The organism is Micromonospora pallida (genome assembly GCF_900090325.1).
GTDB classification, from domain to species: domain Bacteria; phylum Actinomycetota; class Actinomycetes; order Mycobacteriales; family Micromonosporaceae; genus Micromonospora; species Micromonospora pallida.
Map to the genome: position 1 here is coordinate 6,288,917 of NZ_FMHW01000002.1, position 17,322 is coordinate 6,306,238.

General features: G+C 68.7%; 14 protein-coding genes. 7 read left to right on the forward strand and 7 right to left on the reverse strand.

Going from position 1 to position 17,322, the window contains the following annotated elements:
- The first annotated feature begins 217 nt into the window (after positions 1-217).
- The 3 genes from GA0074692_RS26550 (at position 218) to GA0074692_RS26560 (ending at position 3,821) form a co-directional block, all read left to right on the forward strand.
- Positions 218-1,570, forward strand: a complete 1,353-nt coding sequence (locus GA0074692_RS26550) for an aminotransferase class III-fold pyridoxal phosphate-dependent enzyme (protein ID WP_091648853.1) — start codon at positions 218-220, stop codon at positions 1,568-1,570.
- A gap of 37 nt (positions 1,571-1,607) precedes the next feature.
- A complete protein-coding gene (locus GA0074692_RS26555; protein WP_091648856.1) occupies positions 1,608-2,417 on the forward strand; it encodes an APH(3') family aminoglycoside O-phosphotransferase in 810 nt (269 codons plus the stop codon).
- 66 nt (positions 2,418-2,483) lie between these two features.
- The gene (locus tag GA0074692_RS26560) at positions 2,484-3,821 is read left to right on the forward strand and encodes an aminotransferase class III-fold pyridoxal phosphate-dependent enzyme (RefSeq protein ID WP_091648858.1); all 1,338 of its coding nucleotides are present in this window, start codon (positions 2,484-2,486) and stop codon (positions 3,819-3,821) included.
- Between the two features lie 103 nt (positions 3,822-3,924).
- Here GA0074692_RS26560 and queF read toward each other — a convergent pair whose 3' ends face one another.
- The 7 genes from queF to GA0074692_RS26595 all read right to left on the reverse strand — a co-directional run bounded on the left by queF (position 3,925) and on the right by GA0074692_RS26595 (position 12,397).
- A complete protein-coding gene (gene queF, locus GA0074692_RS26565) occupies positions 3,925-4,296 on the reverse strand; it encodes a preQ(1) synthase (RefSeq protein WP_091648863.1) in 372 nt (123 codons plus the stop codon).
- Positions 4,297-4,303: 7 nt separating this feature from the next.
- Positions 4,304-5,560, reverse strand: a complete 1,257-nt coding sequence (locus tag GA0074692_RS26570) for a DegT/DnrJ/EryC1/StrS family aminotransferase (RefSeq protein ID WP_091648866.1) — start codon at positions 5,558-5,560, stop codon at positions 4,304-4,306.
- Positions 5,560-7,539, reverse strand: coding sequence for a B12-binding domain-containing radical SAM protein (locus GA0074692_RS26575; protein ID WP_091648869.1), 1,980 nt, complete (start codon positions 7,537-7,539; stop codon positions 5,560-5,562). The genes GA0074692_RS26570 and GA0074692_RS26575 overlap by 1 nt, the downstream gene beginning before the upstream one ends.
- Position 7,540: 1 nt before the next feature.
- Positions 7,541-8,806: a glycosyltransferase family 4 protein gene (locus tag GA0074692_RS26580; protein ID WP_091648872.1), complete on the reverse strand. Its 1,266-nt coding sequence runs from the start codon at positions 8,804-8,806 to the stop codon at positions 7,541-7,543.
- On the reverse strand, positions 8,799-9,824 hold the full coding sequence (locus tag GA0074692_RS26585; protein ID WP_141725420.1) for a Gfo/Idh/MocA family protein: 1,026 nt from the start codon (positions 9,822-9,824) through the stop codon (positions 8,799-8,801). The genes GA0074692_RS26580 and GA0074692_RS26585 overlap by 8 nt, the downstream gene beginning before the upstream one ends.
- The gene (locus tag GA0074692_RS26590; protein WP_091648879.1) at positions 9,817-11,001 is read right to left on the reverse strand and encodes a 2-deoxy-scyllo-inosose synthase; all 1,185 of its coding nucleotides are present in this window, start codon (positions 10,999-11,001) and stop codon (positions 9,817-9,819) included. Before GA0074692_RS26590 ends, GA0074692_RS26585 begins: the two co-directional genes overlap by 8 nt.
- 133 nt (positions 11,002-11,134) lie before the next feature.
- Positions 11,135-12,397, reverse strand: a complete 1,263-nt coding sequence (locus GA0074692_RS26595; protein ID WP_245730476.1) for a DegT/DnrJ/EryC1/StrS aminotransferase family protein — start codon at positions 12,395-12,397, stop codon at positions 11,135-11,137.
- 292 nt (positions 12,398-12,689) lie between these two features.
- On the opposite strand from GA0074692_RS26595, the gene GA0074692_RS26600 reads away from it, so the two are divergent.
- From GA0074692_RS26600 to GA0074692_RS36590, 4 genes are read left to right on the forward strand one after another with little or no spacing between them, the layout of a single operon-like run.
- On the forward strand, positions 12,690-13,514 hold the full coding sequence (locus GA0074692_RS26600; RefSeq protein WP_091654134.1) for an Rmt family 16S rRNA (guanine(1405)-N(7))-methyltransferase: 825 nt from the start codon (positions 12,690-12,692) through the stop codon (positions 13,512-13,514).
- Positions 13,515-13,550: 36 nt separating this feature from the next.
- Positions 13,551-14,798, forward strand: coding sequence for a glycosyltransferase family 4 protein (locus tag GA0074692_RS26605; RefSeq protein WP_091648882.1), 1,248 nt, complete (start codon positions 13,551-13,553; stop codon positions 14,796-14,798).
- Positions 14,799-14,812: 14 nt separating this feature from the next.
- Positions 14,813-15,601 (forward strand): SDR family NAD(P)-dependent oxidoreductase, encoded by a 789-nt coding sequence (locus tag GA0074692_RS26610; RefSeq protein ID WP_141725421.1) that lies wholly within the window; start codon positions 14,813-14,815, stop codon positions 15,599-15,601.
- Positions 15,602-15,626: 25 nt separating this feature from the next.
- Positions 15,627-17,315: an FAD-dependent oxidoreductase gene (locus tag GA0074692_RS36590; protein WP_091648888.1), complete on the forward strand. Its 1,689-nt coding sequence runs from the start codon at positions 15,627-15,629 to the stop codon at positions 17,313-17,315.
- Positions 17,316-17,322 lie beyond the last annotated feature (7 nt).

The window sequence follows — 17,322 nt, forward strand, 5'->3', positions numbered from 1 at the left end:
AAGTGAAAATCACCAGCCGTCAGGACCTGTTTTCGCCATTCCGCACATAGTGACGGTGCTATATGCTGGCGGCCACGGTGTCCCGTGGGGGATCGCTGACGGCAGCCGCCGGCCACGGGTCGAGCGGGCCCGCCGACGCGCCGGCCGGACAACCCGGCGCCGATCCCGGTGGCACGCCTGGGCAAGAGTCAAATCGGCGAGAGAAAGTAGCCAGGACATGGATTCTGCCAACTTGACGAACCGGGGGCTGGTCGAGCGGGCCCGCCGGGTGACCGCCGCGGAGAAGTACGACATCGGGACCCGCTTCTCGGCGATGATCCAGTCGGGCGATGGCGCGTGGCTGACCGACGTCGAGGGCAACCGCTATGTCGACCTCACCGCCTCCAGCGGGACGATCATCCTTGGCCACCGGCACCCGGCGGTGAGCGAGGCCATCACGCGGCAGATTCAGGATTTTGGTACGGCGTTCGCGTCGACGTTGTCGGTGCCGCGGGTGGAGTTGGCGGAGCGGCTGTGTGAGCGGTACGAGTGCGCGGAGAAGGTCGTCTTCCACAAGTCCGGCTCCGAGGGCACGGCGATGGCGACTCGGTTGGCGCGGGCGGCGACGGGTCGGGAGTTGATCCTGTCGTGTGGCTATCACGGCTGGCACGAGTGGCAGCTGGCGTCTGAGGAGTTCGGGTACCAGCAGACCACGGGTGTGGTGGGTTTCGGGTACAACGAGAAGGCCCTGGCGAAGATGCTGGAGGCGTTCGGTGACGAGGTCGCCGGGGTGCTGATCTCGCCGGAGTTGTTGTACTTCGATGTTGACTTCTATCGCCGAATGTCGGCGTTGTGTGGGCGGTACGGTGTGCCGTTCATGATGGACGAGGTGTATACGGGTTTCCGGGCCGGCCCGAAGGGTGTGCACGGTCTGGGCGTGCCGGCCGACGTGGTGGTGGTCAGCAAGGGTCTGGCGAATGGTCATTCGTTGGCGGCGGTGATGGGTCGTCGGGACATCATCGACGCGTACGACGTTTCGGGGATCCAGGGCACTTATACGCGGGAGGTGCCGCCGATGGCGGCGGCGCTGGCCGTGTTGGACGTGTTGGACACGCCGGGCGTGTACGAGAACGCCGAGCGGATGGGCCGTCGCCTGGCGGACGGTATGCGGGAGGTCCTGACCAGTGAGGGTGTCCCGAACTGGGTGGGCGGTCCGGCCCTGATGTTCGATGTCGTGTTGCCGAACGATGATCTGGGTTGGGAGATCTACAAGACGGCGCACGAGTTCGGGGTGTATTTCGAGGACTCGGGGACGCAGTTGGTGACGACGGCGTTCGACGAGGCTGCGGTGGACCACGCGTTGTCGGCGTTCCGTAAGGCGACGCGTCAGGTGATCGCGGATCGACCGGACATCGCGCCGACCTCGGGTGGCGAGTTGACCGAGGAGCGGAAGCTCGACTTCGCGGAGGAGGCCTTCGGCGGTCTGTTGCGTGATGACGAGCGGACGAACGCCCTGATCGACGAGACCATCGAGAAGGTGGTCAACCGGGACCGGAGCATCAAGCCCGTCCTCATCCCCGCCCAGGACTGAAGCCGAGATCCGGGAGAGAACAACAGGATCGGCGAAGATGGCTGCCGCACCGATACCGGTGACTGGTTGGGGCGACAGGGACGCGCCGTGGGAGTGCCTGGGCGAGCGTTCGTCCGGCGCGACGGTCTACCGCGTGGGGGAGGAACCCTCCTTCTACGTGAAGACGACTCCGCCCAGGCACCCCGACGACCACCGGTTCAACCCCGTCAAGGAGGCCGAACGGCTCCGCTGGCTGACCGACCGGGGAGTGCCCGTACCGGAGGTGGTGGCCGTCGACGCCAACGACGACCTCGAGTGGGTGGTCACCCGCGCGTTGCCCGGCCGGCCGGCCGCCCGGCTCTGGAAGCCGGAGGAGCGCTGGCGGGTGGTCGAGGTGGTCGCCGACGTCGCCCGGATGCTGCACGACCTGCCGGTGGCGGAGTGTCCGTACGAGCGGCGGCTGGCCGACCTGATCCACCAGGCGAAGTCGGCGCACGAGTTGGGCGCGCTCGACCTGGACGACGTCGACTCGTCCCACGAGGGCTGGTCGGCCCAGCAGCTCTGGGACGAACTGAGCCGGCTGACGCCTCCACCCGAGGACGACCTCGTCGTCTGCCACGGTGACCTCAACCTCGACAACGTGCTGATCGATCCGGACACGCTGACCCTGGCCGGCGTCATCGACGTCGACCGGGTCGGGGTGGCGGACCGGTGGTCGGACCTCGCCCTGGCGCTGTACAACATCGCCGAGGACGACGTCTGGGGCTACGGGCAGCCGCACGCCGACCATTTCCTCCGGCGGTACGGCTGCACCACGGTCAACCAGCAGAAGCTGACCTACTTCCAACTGCTGGACGAGTTTCTCTGAGCTGATCCGGGCGGGCCGGCGTCACTGGACGCCGGCCCGCCCCGACGTGAATGGCGTGGTGGGCTGATGAACTACCGTGAGTTGGTCGAGCGGGCCCGACGGACGACCGCGGCAGAGGAATACGACATCTCGGGGCGCTACCCGTCGGTGATCGTCCATGCCGAGGGCGCCTGGATGACGGATCTGTCGGGCAATCGCTACGTCGATCTGACCGGCGCTGATGCCGCCGTCATCCTCGGCTACCGTCATCCGGCCGTCAACGAGGCGATCACGCGGCAGATCCGGGACTACGGTACGGCGTTCGCGTCGACGTTGTCGGTGCCGCGGGTGGAGCTGGCGGAGCGGATGTGCGAGCGGTACGAGTGCGCGGAGAAGGTCGTCTTCCACAAGACCGGTACCGAGGGCACGGCGATGGCGGTCCGGTTGGCGCGGGCCGCGACGGGTCGGGAGTTGGTCCTGTCGTCCGGCTATCACGGCTGGCACGAATGGCAGATGGCCGGGGAAGAGTTCGGGTACCAGCAGTCCACCGGTGTGGTGGGTTTCGGGTACAACGAGAAGGCCCTGACAAAGATGCTGGCGGCGTTCGGTGACCAGGTCGCCGGCGTCATCGTCTCTCCCGAGGTGTTGTACTTCGACCTCGACCACTACCGTCGGATGTCGGCGTTGTGCGCGCGGTACGACGTGCCGTTCATCCTCGACGAGGTGTATACGGGTTTCCGGGCCGGCCCGAAGGGCGTACACGGGTTGGGCGTGCCGGCCGACGTCGTCGTCCTCGGCAAGGGTCTGGCGAATGGTCATTCGTTGGCGGCGGTGATGGGTCGTCGGGACATCATCGACGCGTACGACGTTTCGGGGATCCAGGGCACTTATACGCGGGAGGTGCCGCCGATGGCGGCGGCGCTGGCCGTGTTGGACGTGTTGGACACGCCGGGCGTGTACGAGAACGCCGAGCGGATGGGCCGTCGCCTGGCGGACGGTATGCGGGAGGTCCTGACCAGTGAGGGTGTCCCGAACTGGGTGGGCGGTCCGGCCCTGATGTTCGATGTCGTGTTGCCGAACGATGATCTGGGTTGGGAGATCTACAAGACGGCGCACGAGTTCGGGGTGTATTTCGAGGACTCGGGGACGCAGTTGGTGACGACGGCGTTCGACGAGGCTGCGGTGGACCACGCGTTGTCGGCGTTCCGTAAGGCGACGCGTCAGGTGATCGCGGATCGACCGGACATCGCGCCGACCTCGGGTGGTGAGTTGACCGAGGAGCGGAAGCTCGACTTCGCGGAGGAGGCCTTCGGCGGTCTGTTGCGTGATGACGAGCGGACGAACGCCCTGATCGACGAGACCATCGAGAAGGTGGTCAACCGGGACCGGAGCATCAAGCCCGTCCTCATCCCCGCCCAGGACTGACCAGAGAAGCTCCACCAACAAGACAGCACCAGAAACGGCGGCGGCCGGTGGTTCCCGGAGGAACCACCGGCCGCCGCCGTTCTGCGCGCCCGCCCCGGAGGGCTCAGCGCTGGTACGTGCTCGACGCCGCCAGCGCGATGCCGCCCCGGACGTTGAAGTCGACCGTGACCTTGAGGAAGACCGGGTCGAGGGCCGCCACCAGGTCGTCGCGCATCTTCGTCGCCAGGTGCTCGTGGAAGATCCCCTCATCCCGGAAGGTCTCCAGGTAGAGCTTGAGGCTCTTGGTCTCCACCCCCCGGTCGCCCGGGCGGTAGTCGATCCGGATGGTCGCCCAGTCCGGCTGCCCGGTGATGGGGCAGCGGCAGGTGAACTCCCGGCAGTCGATGGTGATCTCCTGCGAGTCGTCGCCGATCGGGAAGGTTTCGAGGGATCGGTCGGGCGGGGTGTCCGCCCGACCGAGCTTCGTCAGAGCCATGAACCGATCATAGGCTCTGCTTCAGCGCCCCAAGATTGTCCCGGACCTTGACCACCGCATCCAGCATGTCCTGTACGTCCTCCGGCTGCACGGAGAGCAGGGAGTGGTGGATCCAGACCGCCTCGTCGAAGGCCACCCGTTCCGCCACCGGCAGGTGGAAAGCGTCCGGGGAGATCTTCTCGCCGTACCGCTCCCGGATCGCCGGCCAGTCGTCGGCGGTGATGTGGAACAGCTCGTCGCGGTGCAGCGGTGGGTAGAAGGTGTTCCCCTCGAACTCCACCCCCTCGGCGAGGATCGCCTCCAGCACCTTGTCCCGGTGCAGTCCGTCCCAGGCCTCGGTGTCGAACCGGAAGAGCAGTTCGTACCGCTGCCGGCGGGTGACCCGCGGGTCCTCGGGCAGCGGCTTGAAACCGCCGATCTCGACGAGTCCCTCGGTCAGCAGCTCCGCCATCGCGGTCCGCTGCTTGTCGAGTTCGTCGTACTGGTCGAGCTGCCCGAGCAGGACGGCCGCCTGCATCTCGGTGGCCCGGTGGTTCCAGCCGAAGACCCGGCCCGGGAACCTGTCGTACGGGGCCTCCTTGCGGCCGACGTGCGCCAGGGACATCGCCCGGTGGAACGTCTCCTCGGTGGCGGTGACCAGGAAGCCACCCTCACCGGAGGTCATGATCTTGCTGGTCTCGAAGCTGTAGCTGCCGGCGTCACCGATGGTGCCGACACACTTGCCGCGCCACTCCGCGAAGTGGGCGTGCGCGCAGTCCTCGACGAGCAGGAGGTTGTGCCGGCGGCAGATGTCCAGCAGCGCGTCCATGTCGGCGACCTGGTTGCCCAGGTGCACCACCATGATCGCCTTGGTCCGCTCGGTGATCGCCTCCTCGACCTTCACCGGGTCGATGCACCAGTTGTCGTCGGAGATGTCCGCCAGCACCGGCACGGCGTTGACGTGCACGATGCCGGCGACCGTCCCGATCCAGGTGAAGGCGGTGGTGATCACCTCGTCGCCGGCGTGGACCCCGAGCGCGCGCAGCGCCATCGAGAGGGTCACCGTGCCGTTGGCGGCCAGGACGCCGTACTTCGCGCCGAGCTTGTCGGTGAACCGCTGGGCGAACTGCTGGTGCATGGTGTTCGGGAAGGGAATGCCACCGAGGTTGCGGGTCTCGATGACGGTCCGCAGCCGCTCCACGTCCTCCGGGCCGACGTGCGGCCACTCCGGCCACGGCCGGGTCCGGAGCGGGTCGCCGCCGAGGATGGCCAGTTTCTGCGTCATCAGTGGCTACCTGCCCCGGCGAGGGCCCCGAGGGCGATGTCCGGGTCGATCTCGAAGACCGTGCCCTTGTTGGACATGTCGGTCCACTGCTGCTGGACCTTGTAACCGATCGGCACCAGGCCCTCGAACGGCATGTTGTTGTGCTTCACCCAGTAGTTCTCCAACGCGAAGGACCCGGCGCGCAGGCTCAGCCGGTACACCGAGTCGGACGGGTCGACCCGACTCCGCTCCTGCTCCACGTCCACCTCGTGGGCGCCCTTGAACCGCTGCATGGTGCGGACCAGGATGTCCTGGTACACCTCCTGCGCCTCGTCGTCGGTGTAGCCGGCGCGACGGGTGAAGTGCAGGTTGTGGTGGAAGCTCTCCTGCTCGTCGTCATCGATGTGGATGCCGTACTCGTCCGGCCGGAGCTGGATCGGCGAGTTCCGCTCGACGATGAAGTCGGCGATCTGGTACGTCACCGTGTCGTGGTAGTCGCTGAGGAACTGGTAGAGCTCCTCGGCCTCGTTCCGCTCCTCGGTGGGCAGGCCGACGATGGTCATCAGGAACGGCTTGTAGCCCAGATCGCGGCTGTCCTGGAGCAGCCGGTGGACGACGTCCATCCGGTTGCCCTTCCGGACCAGGTCGAGCAGCCGCTCGTTCGCGGTCTCCAGGCCGAAGCGGAGCGTGCCCTGCGAGTCGCGCATCTTGGTCAGGACGGGCTTGTCGATGTTGCCCTCGAACCGGACGTCGACCTCCCAGAACAGCTCCGGGCGCTTCTTCTCGATGAAGAAGTCGGCGATCTCGACCAGCCGCTTCGCCGGGAAGACCGCGTCGGCGAAGTCGAAGTGCACGGTCCCGGGGTACAGCTCCAGGAAGGTGTCGATGTCCTTCTGGATGTTCTCGGTGCTGCGCTCCCGGTAGCTCCACGGCGCGAAGTTGGTGATCGCGTTGCAGAACGAGCACTTCATGTAGTAGCAGGACCGCGAGCCCTGGAGGACGAGGCTGCCCTGACCCTCCTGGTAAGTGGTGTACAGCGACAGGTCGAAGTCGCTGTAGTCCGGGGTCGGGATCTGGTTCATGTCGGCGACCCAGGAGATGTCACCGCTGCGCTCGTAGGTGCCGTCCTCGGTGCGCCAGTGGGTGTTGGGCATGTTCTCCCGCGGCTTGGACATCTCCAGCAGCAGCTTGCGGCCGACCGGCTTGGTGTCGAGCACGCTCTGCTCGGACATCGGCTTGCAGCCGCCGGGGATGCCGACCGGCCGCTCGCCCCGGGACAGCGCCTCGGCCATCTTCAGCAGCGGCTCCTCGCCCTCCCGGACGACCAGCGCGTCGATCAGGTCACCCAGTTCGGGGCAGGCCTCCAGGCGCGGGATGAGCATGTCCGCGAACGAGGTCACCCAGGGGCCACCCCAGCAGATGTAGAGGTCCGGGTTCTCCTGCTTCATCAGGTAGCCCAGGGTCAGCGCGGGGATGACCTGGTTGTACCCCATGATCGAGAAGCCCATCAGGCCCAGCCCGGCGGCCTTGCCGGCCACCTTCTCCTGGTAGAAGGCGTGGTAGATGTTCGCGTCCGGGTCCCGGACCAGCTTCGCGACGCGCTCCGGCTCGTCCCGCAGGATCGACAGGAACTCGCAGTACGAGAACGGGAACGGCGGGTCCCAGATGGAGAGGCTCTCCGGGGCCACCTGGCACTGCTGCTGCAGGTCCCACTGCTCGAAGTTCGTCTCGGTGAAGTAGTTGCCGGTGATGTGGTTCAGGAAGAACCGCTTGATGAACGGCTGGGTGAACTCGTGGGTGTTCTCCGCGCCCTGCACCTGCTCGATCTGGACCCGGTTGAGCAGGTACTCGTTGAAGTCCGCGTTCAGGTCCAGGCCGAGGGCCGGCAGACCCTTGTCGCGAAGATAGGCCGTGAGCGTCGCCACCGAGATCGGCGGGGTCTCCGCCAACAACGACGGTGGGAACGCGACACCGGTGACGATCTTGTTAGTGACGGTCATCTCAGGACTCCTCCATGAGGGATAGGTAGATCGCCTGGAGGCGTTCTCCGGCCGAGGCCAGCGAGTACTGCTGGGGAATCGACTCGGCGTTCTCCGCCAGACGACGGGCCAGGTCCGGATCGTCGAGCACCATCTCGATGGCGTCGCCGAGCTTCGGAGGGTCGAAGGGCGGCACCAGCACGCCGGTCTTCATGTGCTCGACCAGCTTGTGGACGCCGCTGACGTCGTGCGCCACCACCGGGCGCTTCATCATCATGTACTCGAGCACCACGACGCCCAGCTCCTCGTACTGCGAGGGCAGGACGGCCAGCGTCGAGAGCGAGATGATCGACGGGATGTACTCGGGGAGCAGGAAGCCGGTGATGACCAGCTTGTCGGCGACCCCGAGCTGGCGGGCCAGCGCCTCGATGTCGCCGCGCTGCGGGCCGTCACCGGCGATGAGGAACCGGCAGTCCCGCCGCTTGGCCACCTCGGCGGCGGCCTTGACGAACCAGTCGACGCCCTTTTCCGACGAGATCCGGCCGACGTAGAGGATCGTCGGCTTGTCGTCGGTCAGCCCGAACCGCTGCCGCAGCTCCTCCCGGCGCTCCGGCGTGTCGTGGCCGACGAAGTTGTCGGTGACCAGGTGCGCCAGGCGGTGCACCCGGTCGTCCGGCACGTGCAGTTCGTCCCGGATCCGCTCGCGGACCTTGTCGCTGAGCGTCAGGACCGCCCCGGAGTTCTGGATGACGTACTTCTCCGCCGACTTGGCCACCGGGTCGACCACCCGCTCGAACACCGTCGTCGGGTGCTGGGTGAGCGACCGGCAGGAGTAGATGTGCGCGACGCACGGCACGTCCAGAACCCTGGCCGCGGCGTACGCGTACGCCGGGGCGGAGCCGGAACCGTCGCAGTGCGCGTGCACGATCCCGATCTCCCGCTTGAGCTGCTCCTTGTTTTGCATCACGTAGAGCAGGCTGGCCTTCGCCCACGCCCCGACCAGGCCGAAGTACCCCTCCAGCTTGGACGGGATCGGCAGCACCGGCAGGCGCCGGGCGTGCACGGTGATGTTCGGCGCGATCTGGAGGTCCTTCGGGATGCCGGGCGGGGCCATGGTGAGGACCCGCTGCGGGAAACCCCGCCGGCCCATCTCCGTGACGATCGCGTGGCCCAACACGTGCATGCCGCCCATCGGGTCGAACCGTGGCTTCCACAGCTTCTGGTGATCGGCGTAGAGGAAGAACGGCGTCAGCGAAAGGACGCCCCGTGGGGCAGTGTTGTCAGGCATTCATCTCCACTTTCCGTCCGTCAGCTGCGCTGCGGTAGGCCGCCTCGAGGGCCTCCACGACCGCGACCGCGTCGTCCGGGGTGTGCGTCATCGGCTTGCCCTCGAGCACCGCGTCCACGACCTGACGGTCCTGGTGCACGTATCCGCTGTTGCGGATCCACTCCCATTCGGGACGCAGCCATCCCTGGTTGGGTTCCCACACCTGGCTGAACTTGGTGTTGGTGTAGACCTCGATGCCCATGCCCTGCCAGAGGTCGGCGCTGACCACGCCGTCGGTGCCGATCACCTCGACCGTGAGCTGCTCCCCGCCCGGGCAGAGCCAGGAGACGTCGCACTGACCGATCACGCCGTCGGCGAACTCGATCAGGATGACGCCCTGGTCCTCGACGTCCCCGGCAGTGCTGAGCTGACGGGTGCAGGCGGTCACCGACCGGATGGCCGGCTTGCCGAGCATCCAGCGGCACAGCTCGACCGCGTGCCATCCGAGGTCGGTGAGGGCGCCGCCGCCGGCGGTCGCCTTCGACCGGAACCAGTCGGTGTCCGGCCCGGAGGTACGGAAGGCCACCCGGACCGAGTGGACGGTGCCCAGCGCGTCCCGGTCCTCGGCCAGTTCCCGGGCCCGGGCGAACTTCGGCGCGTAGACGAAGTTGCCGCCGTGGGCGAGCGTCAGCCCGCGTTCGCGGGCTGACGCGGCCAGCTTCCGGGCGGCCTCGGTGGAGAGCACGAGCGGCTTCTCCACCAGGACGTGCCGGCCTGCGGCGATGGCCTGGGCCGCGATCGGCTCGTGGGTGGCGGCAGGGGTGGCCACCACCACGAGTCGGACCGCGTCGTCAGCCAGCGCTTCGTCGAGAGTCGTGGTGACGCGTGCGCCGAATCGGGCGGCCAGGTCCGTGCCGACGCGCTCGTCCCGGTCCACCACCCACCGCAGATCCACACGGGGATCTGCGGTGAGGACCTCGGCGTGCACGCCACCCATGAACCCGCCGCCGACCACGGCGACGCCCAAGCGCTCAACCATCGGCAGCACCCACCGTGTCCGGCACCCGGCCGTCCTCGGGCGGTGGCACCAACTCGAAGTTCGGGATCTCCGGCCGGGCGATCTCGTTGACGACCTCGCCGACCAGGGCCATCGGGACCGAGACCAGCGGACGGCCCTCGTGCCACAGCGGCTCGCCCAGTTTTCCGAGGAGGACCATGGCGCTGCTCTCGGCCGGGTCGGCGAGGTAGCCGCGCTTGTTGTCGAAGCGCAGCCGGTGCATCACCTCGTCGAGGTCGACCTCCTCGGGGATGGTGACCATCGCGCCCGCCCGGGTCAACAACTCCCGGTGCAGGGCGACGGCCTCCTCGTCGAGGTGGCCGAGTCGGTGGGACACCTCGGCGGCCACCACCATGCCGAGGCCGATCGCCTGACCGTGGGAGATACCGCCGCCGGCGGTGTACTCGATGGCGTGCCCGACCGTGTGGCCGTACTCGAGCACGAGGCCGGCGCGGCACTCGTGCATGTCGTCCTCGGTCACCGAGGCCTTGGCCAGGATGCTCTCCGAGATGATCTGGTACATGGTCTCGTCGTCGTAGACGGCGTCCTGCCGCAGCGACGTCCGGAGCAGCTCGACCATGCTCGGCCGGATGGCCAGGGAGTTCTTGACGACCTCGCAGAGGCCGGAGACCGTCTCGCGGAACGGCAGGCTCCGCAGCATGGCGGTGTCGGCCAGGACGGACTCGGGCGCGTAGAAGGTGCCCATCAGGTTCTTGCCCACGCAGGCGTTGACCGCCTGCTTGAGGGAGAGGACCGAGTCGGACATCGCGATGAGCGACGTCGGGATGTGGACGAGGCGGATCCCACGGAAGAGCAGCGCGGCCATCAGCCCCGCGATGTTGCCGATGACACCGCCGCCGACGGCGACCACCACCGAGGCGCGGTCCGCCCCGAGCTGGAGCGCCGAGTCGGCCAACGTGCCGACGGCCTGGAGATCCTTGTACGGCTCACCGGCGCGGTGGATGAGCAGGTTCGCCGGAACGTGGGGGGAGAGTCGTTCGACCAGTTCCGCGCCGAACAGGGGACCGGTGTTGCTGTCGCAGACGATCAGGAGCCGACTGGCCGACATGGCGACCAGGTCGTCCACGATGGCACCGAGGCAGTCGGTGCCGAGCCGGAACGGGTACCGAACCGACCCTAGGCGTATCTCGACCTCCATACGCTTACCCTTCGTCACGGGTCCTTACAACCCTGGGTTGGGGCCCTTTCCTGAGGAGCCCCGGGGTCGGGGCTCCCCGATCGCAGCAACCAGAGCCGGGGTCGATGGGGTCTCCCCCGTCCGGCCCTGGTGGTCAGCCGCGAAGTTCCCGGTGATTCGTGAACACCTTCTCGAAGGCGCGAACGATGTCCTTCATGTCCGACTCGTCGCCGAGCAGCGCCGAGTGGTGGATGGTGACGACCCGCTGGCCGGCATCCTCGGAGACCGGCAGGGCGTAGCCGGTCAGGTCGAGCCCGCCGATGCCGTCGAACCGCTGTCGGGTGGCCGGCCGGTAGAGCCGGTTGTGGTTCATGGGCGGGTAGCTGGCGTAGATGGCCGCGCCGGAGAGCTCGGCGGCCAGCGCCGGGGCGATCCGTTCGACCCCGATCTGCCCGATCTCGTCGTCGGAGATCCGACCCGCCCACTCGTAGTAGGTGCGCTCGGTGGTGCCGGCCGAGGAGACCTGGGGCCGGACGCCCAGTGCGCCGAGCCCTTCGTCGAGCAGGGCCGCGTTGGCCCGCCGCCGCTCGTTCTGCTCGTCGAGCAGCTCGAGCTGGCCGAGGAGAAGTGCCGCCTGGAACTCCGACAGGCACCGGTTGTTGCCCATCAGCTCCGCGGTCTGGGCCAGCTCCATCTCGCCCACGGCGGGCTCGCACGGCGTGTACGTACGGCCGTCCGCCCGCAGGTGCTCGGCCCGTCGGGAGAGCGCCGCGTCGCCGGTGATCACGGCGCCGCCCTCACCGCTGGTGAGCACCTTGCTGTGCTGCATGCTGAAGGTGCCGAAGGCCCCGAACGTGCCGACCCGACGGTCGCGGTAGCGGGCGCCGTGCGCCTGCGCGCAGTCCTCGATCAGCGGGATGCCGTGCCGCTCGGCGATCGCGGTCAGCGCGTCCAGGTCCGCCACGGCGGAGTAGAGGTGAACCACGACGATCGCGGCGGTACGTGGGGTGATCGCCTGCTCGACGGCGGCGGGGTCGAGACAGAGGGTCTGCGGGTCCACGTCGACGGGGACCGGGACCGCGTTGACCCCGGCGACGGTGGATGCGTTCGCGACCCAGGTCAGGCCCGGGATGATAACCTCGTGACCGGCCCCGACCCCGCATGCCTCGAGCGCGACCATGAGGCTGGCCGTCCCACTGGAGGTCGGCACGCAGTGCCCGATCCCGTGGAACTCGGCGAACGCCTCCGCGAATCGCCGTTCGAAGCTCTGCTTGCCCTGATAGGGGCCGCTGATTGCCCAGCGACCGGAATGGAGAACCTCATTCAGTGCGTCGAGGGCGCCGGGCGCAGGAGCGGGCCACAACGGCCACTGCTGCGCGCGTATCGGGGAACCACCATTGACGGCAAGAAGGGTCACTTTCTCGTCCTCCCCAAGCCAGACTGCGGCAACCGTTAGATCGCGGCCCCGGCCAAGTGTGCCAGACGCAATCACCAGTGTCGACGTGCAAAAAGCGGCCAAGACGGGCTTGCCGGGCAGGCCGACCAATATGGACGCCGGGCCGGTGCGTGGGCGAGCGCTCTCCGGGTCGCCCCCAATAACCGTGCAACAACTCCCGGTAGACGAACCAATAACTCTTGGTATGCGAACGGGTGGGTCGGCGGGTGGAATCCTCCGCTTCACCGCCCATTGAGGACCTTTTGGAGGACCGATGACGACACCTGCGGACGACGACCGTATCCACGAGGTCGAGCAGGCCATCACCAAGAGCCGGCGGTACCAGACGGTGGCTCCGGCCACCGTGCGCCGCCTGGCCCGGGCGGCCCTCGTCGCCTCGCGAGGTGACCTGCCCGACGCGGTGAAGCGCACCAAGCGTGGCCTGCACGAGATCTACGGGGCCTTCCTGCCGCCCAGCCCGCCCAACTACACAGCGTTGCTACGGCAGCTTTCCTCGGCAGTCGACGCCGGTGACGACGAGGCGGTCCGGGCGGCCCTGCGCCGCGCCATGTCCGTACATATCTCCACCCGGGAGCGATTGCCGCACCTCGAGGAGTTCTACCGGGAGATCTTCCGCCACCTGCCCCGGCCGGACACGCTGCGTGACCTCGCTTGTGGCCTGAACCCCCTGGCCGCGCCCTGGATGGGCCTGCCCGCGGAGACCGTCTACATCGCCTCCGACATCGACGCCCGTCTGATGGGCTTCGTCGACGCCGCGCTGACGACGCTCGGCGTTCCACATCGGACGAACGTTGCCGACCTGCTCGAGGACCGTCTTGACGAGCCCGCCGATGTCACGCTATTGCTGAAGACGCTGCCCTGTCTGGAGACTCAGCAACGAGGCTCCGGGTGGGAAGTGATTGACATTGTCAACTCGCCGATTATCGTGGTAACCTTCCCGACCAAGTCTCTCGGTCAGCGATCGAAGGGGATGTTTCAGAACTATTCACAGAGTTTTGAGTCCCAGGCCACCGAACGGTCGTGCCGCATTCAGCGACTGGAGATCGGCAGCGAGCTGATTTACGTAATTCAGAAATAGCTTTTCCGCCACTCCTCGGGAGAATCGGATGGCGTCGTGCGTGTACTTCGGCTGACCCCTTTTTTCCACCACGACTACGTCGACCACTGGCCGGCCGAGTTCGACCCGGTGGGCGGTATGCAGGTGCAGATCCTCGCGCTGTCCCGCAGCCTGGCCAGGGCGGGCGTCGACCAGCTCGTGCTGACCCTGGGCTTTCCCGGGCTACCACCGACGAAGGAAATCGAGCCGGGGCTGACCGTTCGGATCGCTCGGATGTCCCTGCCCCAGGTCCGCTCCGAGATCACCGGACTGGTCGGGTTGGGACAGGCGTGGCTGGCCGCGACCATCCGGGAATGCCTTCGGATGCGCCGTGGTGACTGGCGGCCCGATCTCGTCCACGTGCACGCCGACGGCCAGATCTGGCCGCTGATCGCCGGCCGGGTCGCCGCCCGGTTGCTGGGTGTGCCCTACGTGCTCACCCTGCACTGCTCCCGGCTCTCCGTCTACCAGCCGATGTCGGCGGTGGACGCCATGGCGCACCGCCTTGTGACCCACGCCGAGCGGCAGGCGTTGCGGTCCGCCGCGCGGGTCAGCACCCTGACCGCCCGGACCGCCGACGTGGTGAGCGCCGCGACCGGCCTGGACCGCTCCGCCATCGTGGTCAACCCGGACGCGGTGGACATCACCCCGGCGACGGCGGACGAGGCGGCCGCGTTCGCCCAGCGGTATGGCCTGACCGGCCGCCGCCCCCTGATCGGCTACATCGGCCGGGTCGCCCACGAGAAGGGCTGGCCGGACCTGCTCCGACTGGCCGAACTCCTGGACGACCTCGCCCCGACCTTCCTCGTCGTCGGCGACGGCCCCCAGCGGGAACGGATGGAGAAGGAGATCGCCGAGGCCGGCCGCGCACACCAGTTCGTGGTGACCGGGTTCCTCCCGCACGACCAGGTGCCGGCCGCCCTCGCGCTGGTGGACACCCTGGTCATGCCATCCATCCACGAGGAACTCGGCGGCAGCGCGATCGAGGCGATCATGGCGGGTACCCCGGTCGCCGCCTACGCGGTCGGGGGGCTGCGCAGCACGATCGGCTCGGCCTGCCCGGACCTGCTCGCCCCGCCCGGCGACGTGCGCGCACTGGCCGACGTCGTCCGGCACGTGCTCGCGAACCGGGACGCGGTGGTCGACCAGATCCGCGCGGCGCAGACCACCACCGCCAGCACCTTCGATGTCGCCGCCACCCGGGACCGGATGGTGGACTGCTACCGCGCGGCCCTCGCCGGGGCCGGCGCGTCGAGCGGTAAGTGACCGGGCAGCGGAGCATGAACACCAACCCGGCCCGGGGCCACGTCCTGGTGACCGGTGGGAACCGGGGTCTCGGTCTCGCCACCGCCACCCTCCTGGCCGACGACGGCTGGTCCGTCCTGCTCGGCTGCCGGGACGACCGGCGGGGCGCGGCGGCCGCCGAGGCGCTGCGTCACCGGGGCGGCCGGGCCGACCACGTACCCCTGGACGTGACCTCCCCGGCGAGCATCGCGGCCGCGGCCGACCTGGTGGCCACGCGCACCGGCGGGCGCCTCGCCGGCCTGGTCAACAACGCCGGCGTCTTCCTCGACGAACGTGACGCCGACCTGGAGAGCGTGACCGCCGAAGCCGTCCACGAGCTGCTCGCGGTCAACGCGGTCGGCCCCCTGCTGGTGACCCGTGCGGTGCTCCCGCTGCTCCGGGCCGCGGCGGGAGCCGCCGTGGTCAACGTGACCGCCGACGACGCCGACCCGGCCACCGCCGACGGGGAGGCCACCGGCTACCGGATGTCCAAGGCCGCCCTGAACATCATGACCGTCAATCTGGCGGTCGCCCTGCGCGACCAGGACGTCGCCGTCAACGCGGTCGACCCGGGCTGGATCCCCACCGACATGGGCGGCCCGGACGCGCCCGACGACACCGCCGCCGCCGCTCGACTGGTGGCCTGGGCGGTCACGAACGCCCGGCGGACCGGGACCACCGGCCAGGTGCTCACCGTCCGGCGACCCCCCGACGCGCTGCGGGCCGATCCGGTGACCATCGGCGCACCCCCGACCGTCGTACGCCCGCACGAACAACCCCAGTGACCGGCCGGGCCCGCCGGGATTCGGCGTGGCCGGCCGACATGCATACGCAACCCGGGAGGTTCTCATCAGCGCTTCCGTCGACCTGAGTGCCGGTCACGAGGACGTCACAGCCCGACTGCGGTACGGGCCCGAACCGACCGCCGACGACACCGCCCGCGTCGCCGACGTCTGTGTGATCGGCAGCGGCGCCTCCGGTGCGATCACCGCGTGGGCCCTGCAACGTGCCGGTCTCGACGTCGTGGTCGTCGAACAGGGCCCCTTCGTGGACCCCTGGGTGAGCTACGACGACGTCGAGACGGTCGCCGAGACCGCCTGGATCCGCCAGGACAGCGGCGTCTGGGAGAAGACCGGCAACCCCTGGTCCACCTGCAACGTCGGTGGCGGAACGGTCTTCTTCGGCGGCGCGGTCTTCCGCTACCGTCCGATCGACTTCGACGTGGAGAGCCGGCTGGGCCGCTCCGACCTGCCGCTGCGGTGGCCCTGGACGGTGGCGGAGATCGACCCCTACTACCAGGTGGTGGAATCGGCGCTCGGCATCGCCGGTGGCGGGCACGACCCGAGCCTGCCGAGTGATCCCGTGTACCCGATGCCCCCGGTGGAGACCACCCCCGAGGGCGCGGCGATCAGAAAGGCCGCCCGCTCACTCGGTCTGAACCCCTTTCCGACCCCGCTGGCCATCACCACCGAGCCGTACCAGGGACGGCTGGCGTGCGCCGGGGAGCGACCCTGCATCTCGAACCGGTGCGACCGGGGCGCCAAGGGCGACGCGGCCACCGTCTTCATCGACCCGGCCCGCAAGGCCGGGCTGCGGCTCTTCGCCGGCCTCAAGGCCGTCCGGGTGCTGCGCCGGGACGCCACCAGTGTGGACGGAGTCGAGTGCGTCCGGGTGGACAACGGCAACCGGTACGTGTTCCGGGCCCGGCACGTCGTCGTCGCCGGCAACGCCGTGCAGAGCGCCGCCCTGCTGCTGCGCTCCACCGACGATCTGAGCCCGCAGGGGCTCGGCAACGACCATGACATGGTCGGCCGGGGCCTGTGCATGAAGATGAGTGGGTACGTCCTCGGCTACCGGCGGACCGACGAGCCGGTGACCCCGCGCGGTGACCGGGTCTCCGGTCCGGGTCCCTTCTCGAGCGCCGCGATCACCGACTACTACACCGCCGACGACGCGCCCGGCGGGCTCGGTGGGCTGATCATCGAGTCCCAGCCGGAGGAGGCCCTCCGGCTACGCCCCGACGAGCAGATCATCCGGCTCGAGTGCCTGGTGCCCGACCAGCCGCGCGCCGACAACCGGGTGTCCCTCGGCCGGGGCGTGGACCGGTTCGGCCTGCCGGACGTGGTGCTGGACTACTCGCCCCACCCCCGGGACCGGGCCCGGCTGGAGTACCTCCAGCGGCGGGCCGAGGAAATCCTCCGGGCCGCCGGCTGTGAGCTGACCTGGCGCGAGTCGTCGTACTACTGGATGGGCAGCACCCACCTGCACGGCACCTGCCGGGCCGGCACCGACCCGCGTACCTCGGTCATCGACCCGGACGGACGGGTGCACGGACTGGCGAACCTGATGGTGGTCGACGGCGGCGTCATGCCCTACCCCGGCGGCGTCAACCCGACCCTCACCATCCAGGCGCTCGCCCTGCGGATGACCCATCAACTGTTGCGCCGGGAGTTCGGCATCGAACCCGACCTCTTCTCCCCACCTGTCGGAACAGAGTGAATCGAGC

Excerpts from the sequence above, each read along its gene's own strand:
- GA0074692_RS26550 (WP_091648853.1), top strand. The coding sequence starts at position 218 with ATGGATTCTGCCAACTTGACGAACCGGGGGCTGGTCGAGCGGGCCCGC.
- GA0074692_RS26555 (WP_091648856.1), top strand. The coding sequence starts at position 1,608 with ATGGCTGCCGCACCGATACCGGTGACTGGTTGGGGCGACAGGGACGCG.
- GA0074692_RS26560 (WP_091648858.1), top strand. The coding sequence starts at position 2,484 with ATGAACTACCGTGAGTTGGTCGAGCGGGCCCGACGGACGACCGCGGCA.
- queF (WP_091648863.1), bottom strand. The coding sequence starts at position 4,296 with ATGGCTCTGACGAAGCTCGGTCGGGCGGACACCCCGCCCGACCGATCC.
- GA0074692_RS26570 (WP_091648866.1), bottom strand. The coding sequence starts at position 5,560 with ATGACGCAGAAACTGGCCATCCTCGGCGGCGACCCGCTCCGGACCCGG.
- GA0074692_RS26575 (WP_091648869.1), bottom strand. The coding sequence starts at position 7,539 with ATGACCGTCACTAACAAGATCGTCACCGGTGTCGCGTTCCCACCGTCG.
- GA0074692_RS26580 (WP_091648872.1), bottom strand. The coding sequence starts at position 8,806 with ATGCCTGACAACACTGCCCCACGGGGCGTCCTTTCGCTGACGCCGTTC.
- GA0074692_RS26585 (WP_141725420.1), bottom strand. The coding sequence starts at position 9,824 with ATGGTTGAGCGCTTGGGCGTCGCCGTGGTCGGCGGCGGGTTCATGGGT.
- GA0074692_RS26590 (WP_091648879.1), bottom strand. The coding sequence starts at position 11,001 with ATGGAGGTCGAGATACGCCTAGGGTCGGTTCGGTACCCGTTCCGGCTC.
- GA0074692_RS26600 (WP_091654134.1), top strand. The coding sequence starts at position 12,690 with ATGACGACACCTGCGGACGACGACCGTATCCACGAGGTCGAGCAGGCC.
- GA0074692_RS26610 (WP_141725421.1), top strand. The coding sequence starts at position 14,813 with ATGAACACCAACCCGGCCCGGGGCCACGTCCTGGTGACCGGTGGGAAC.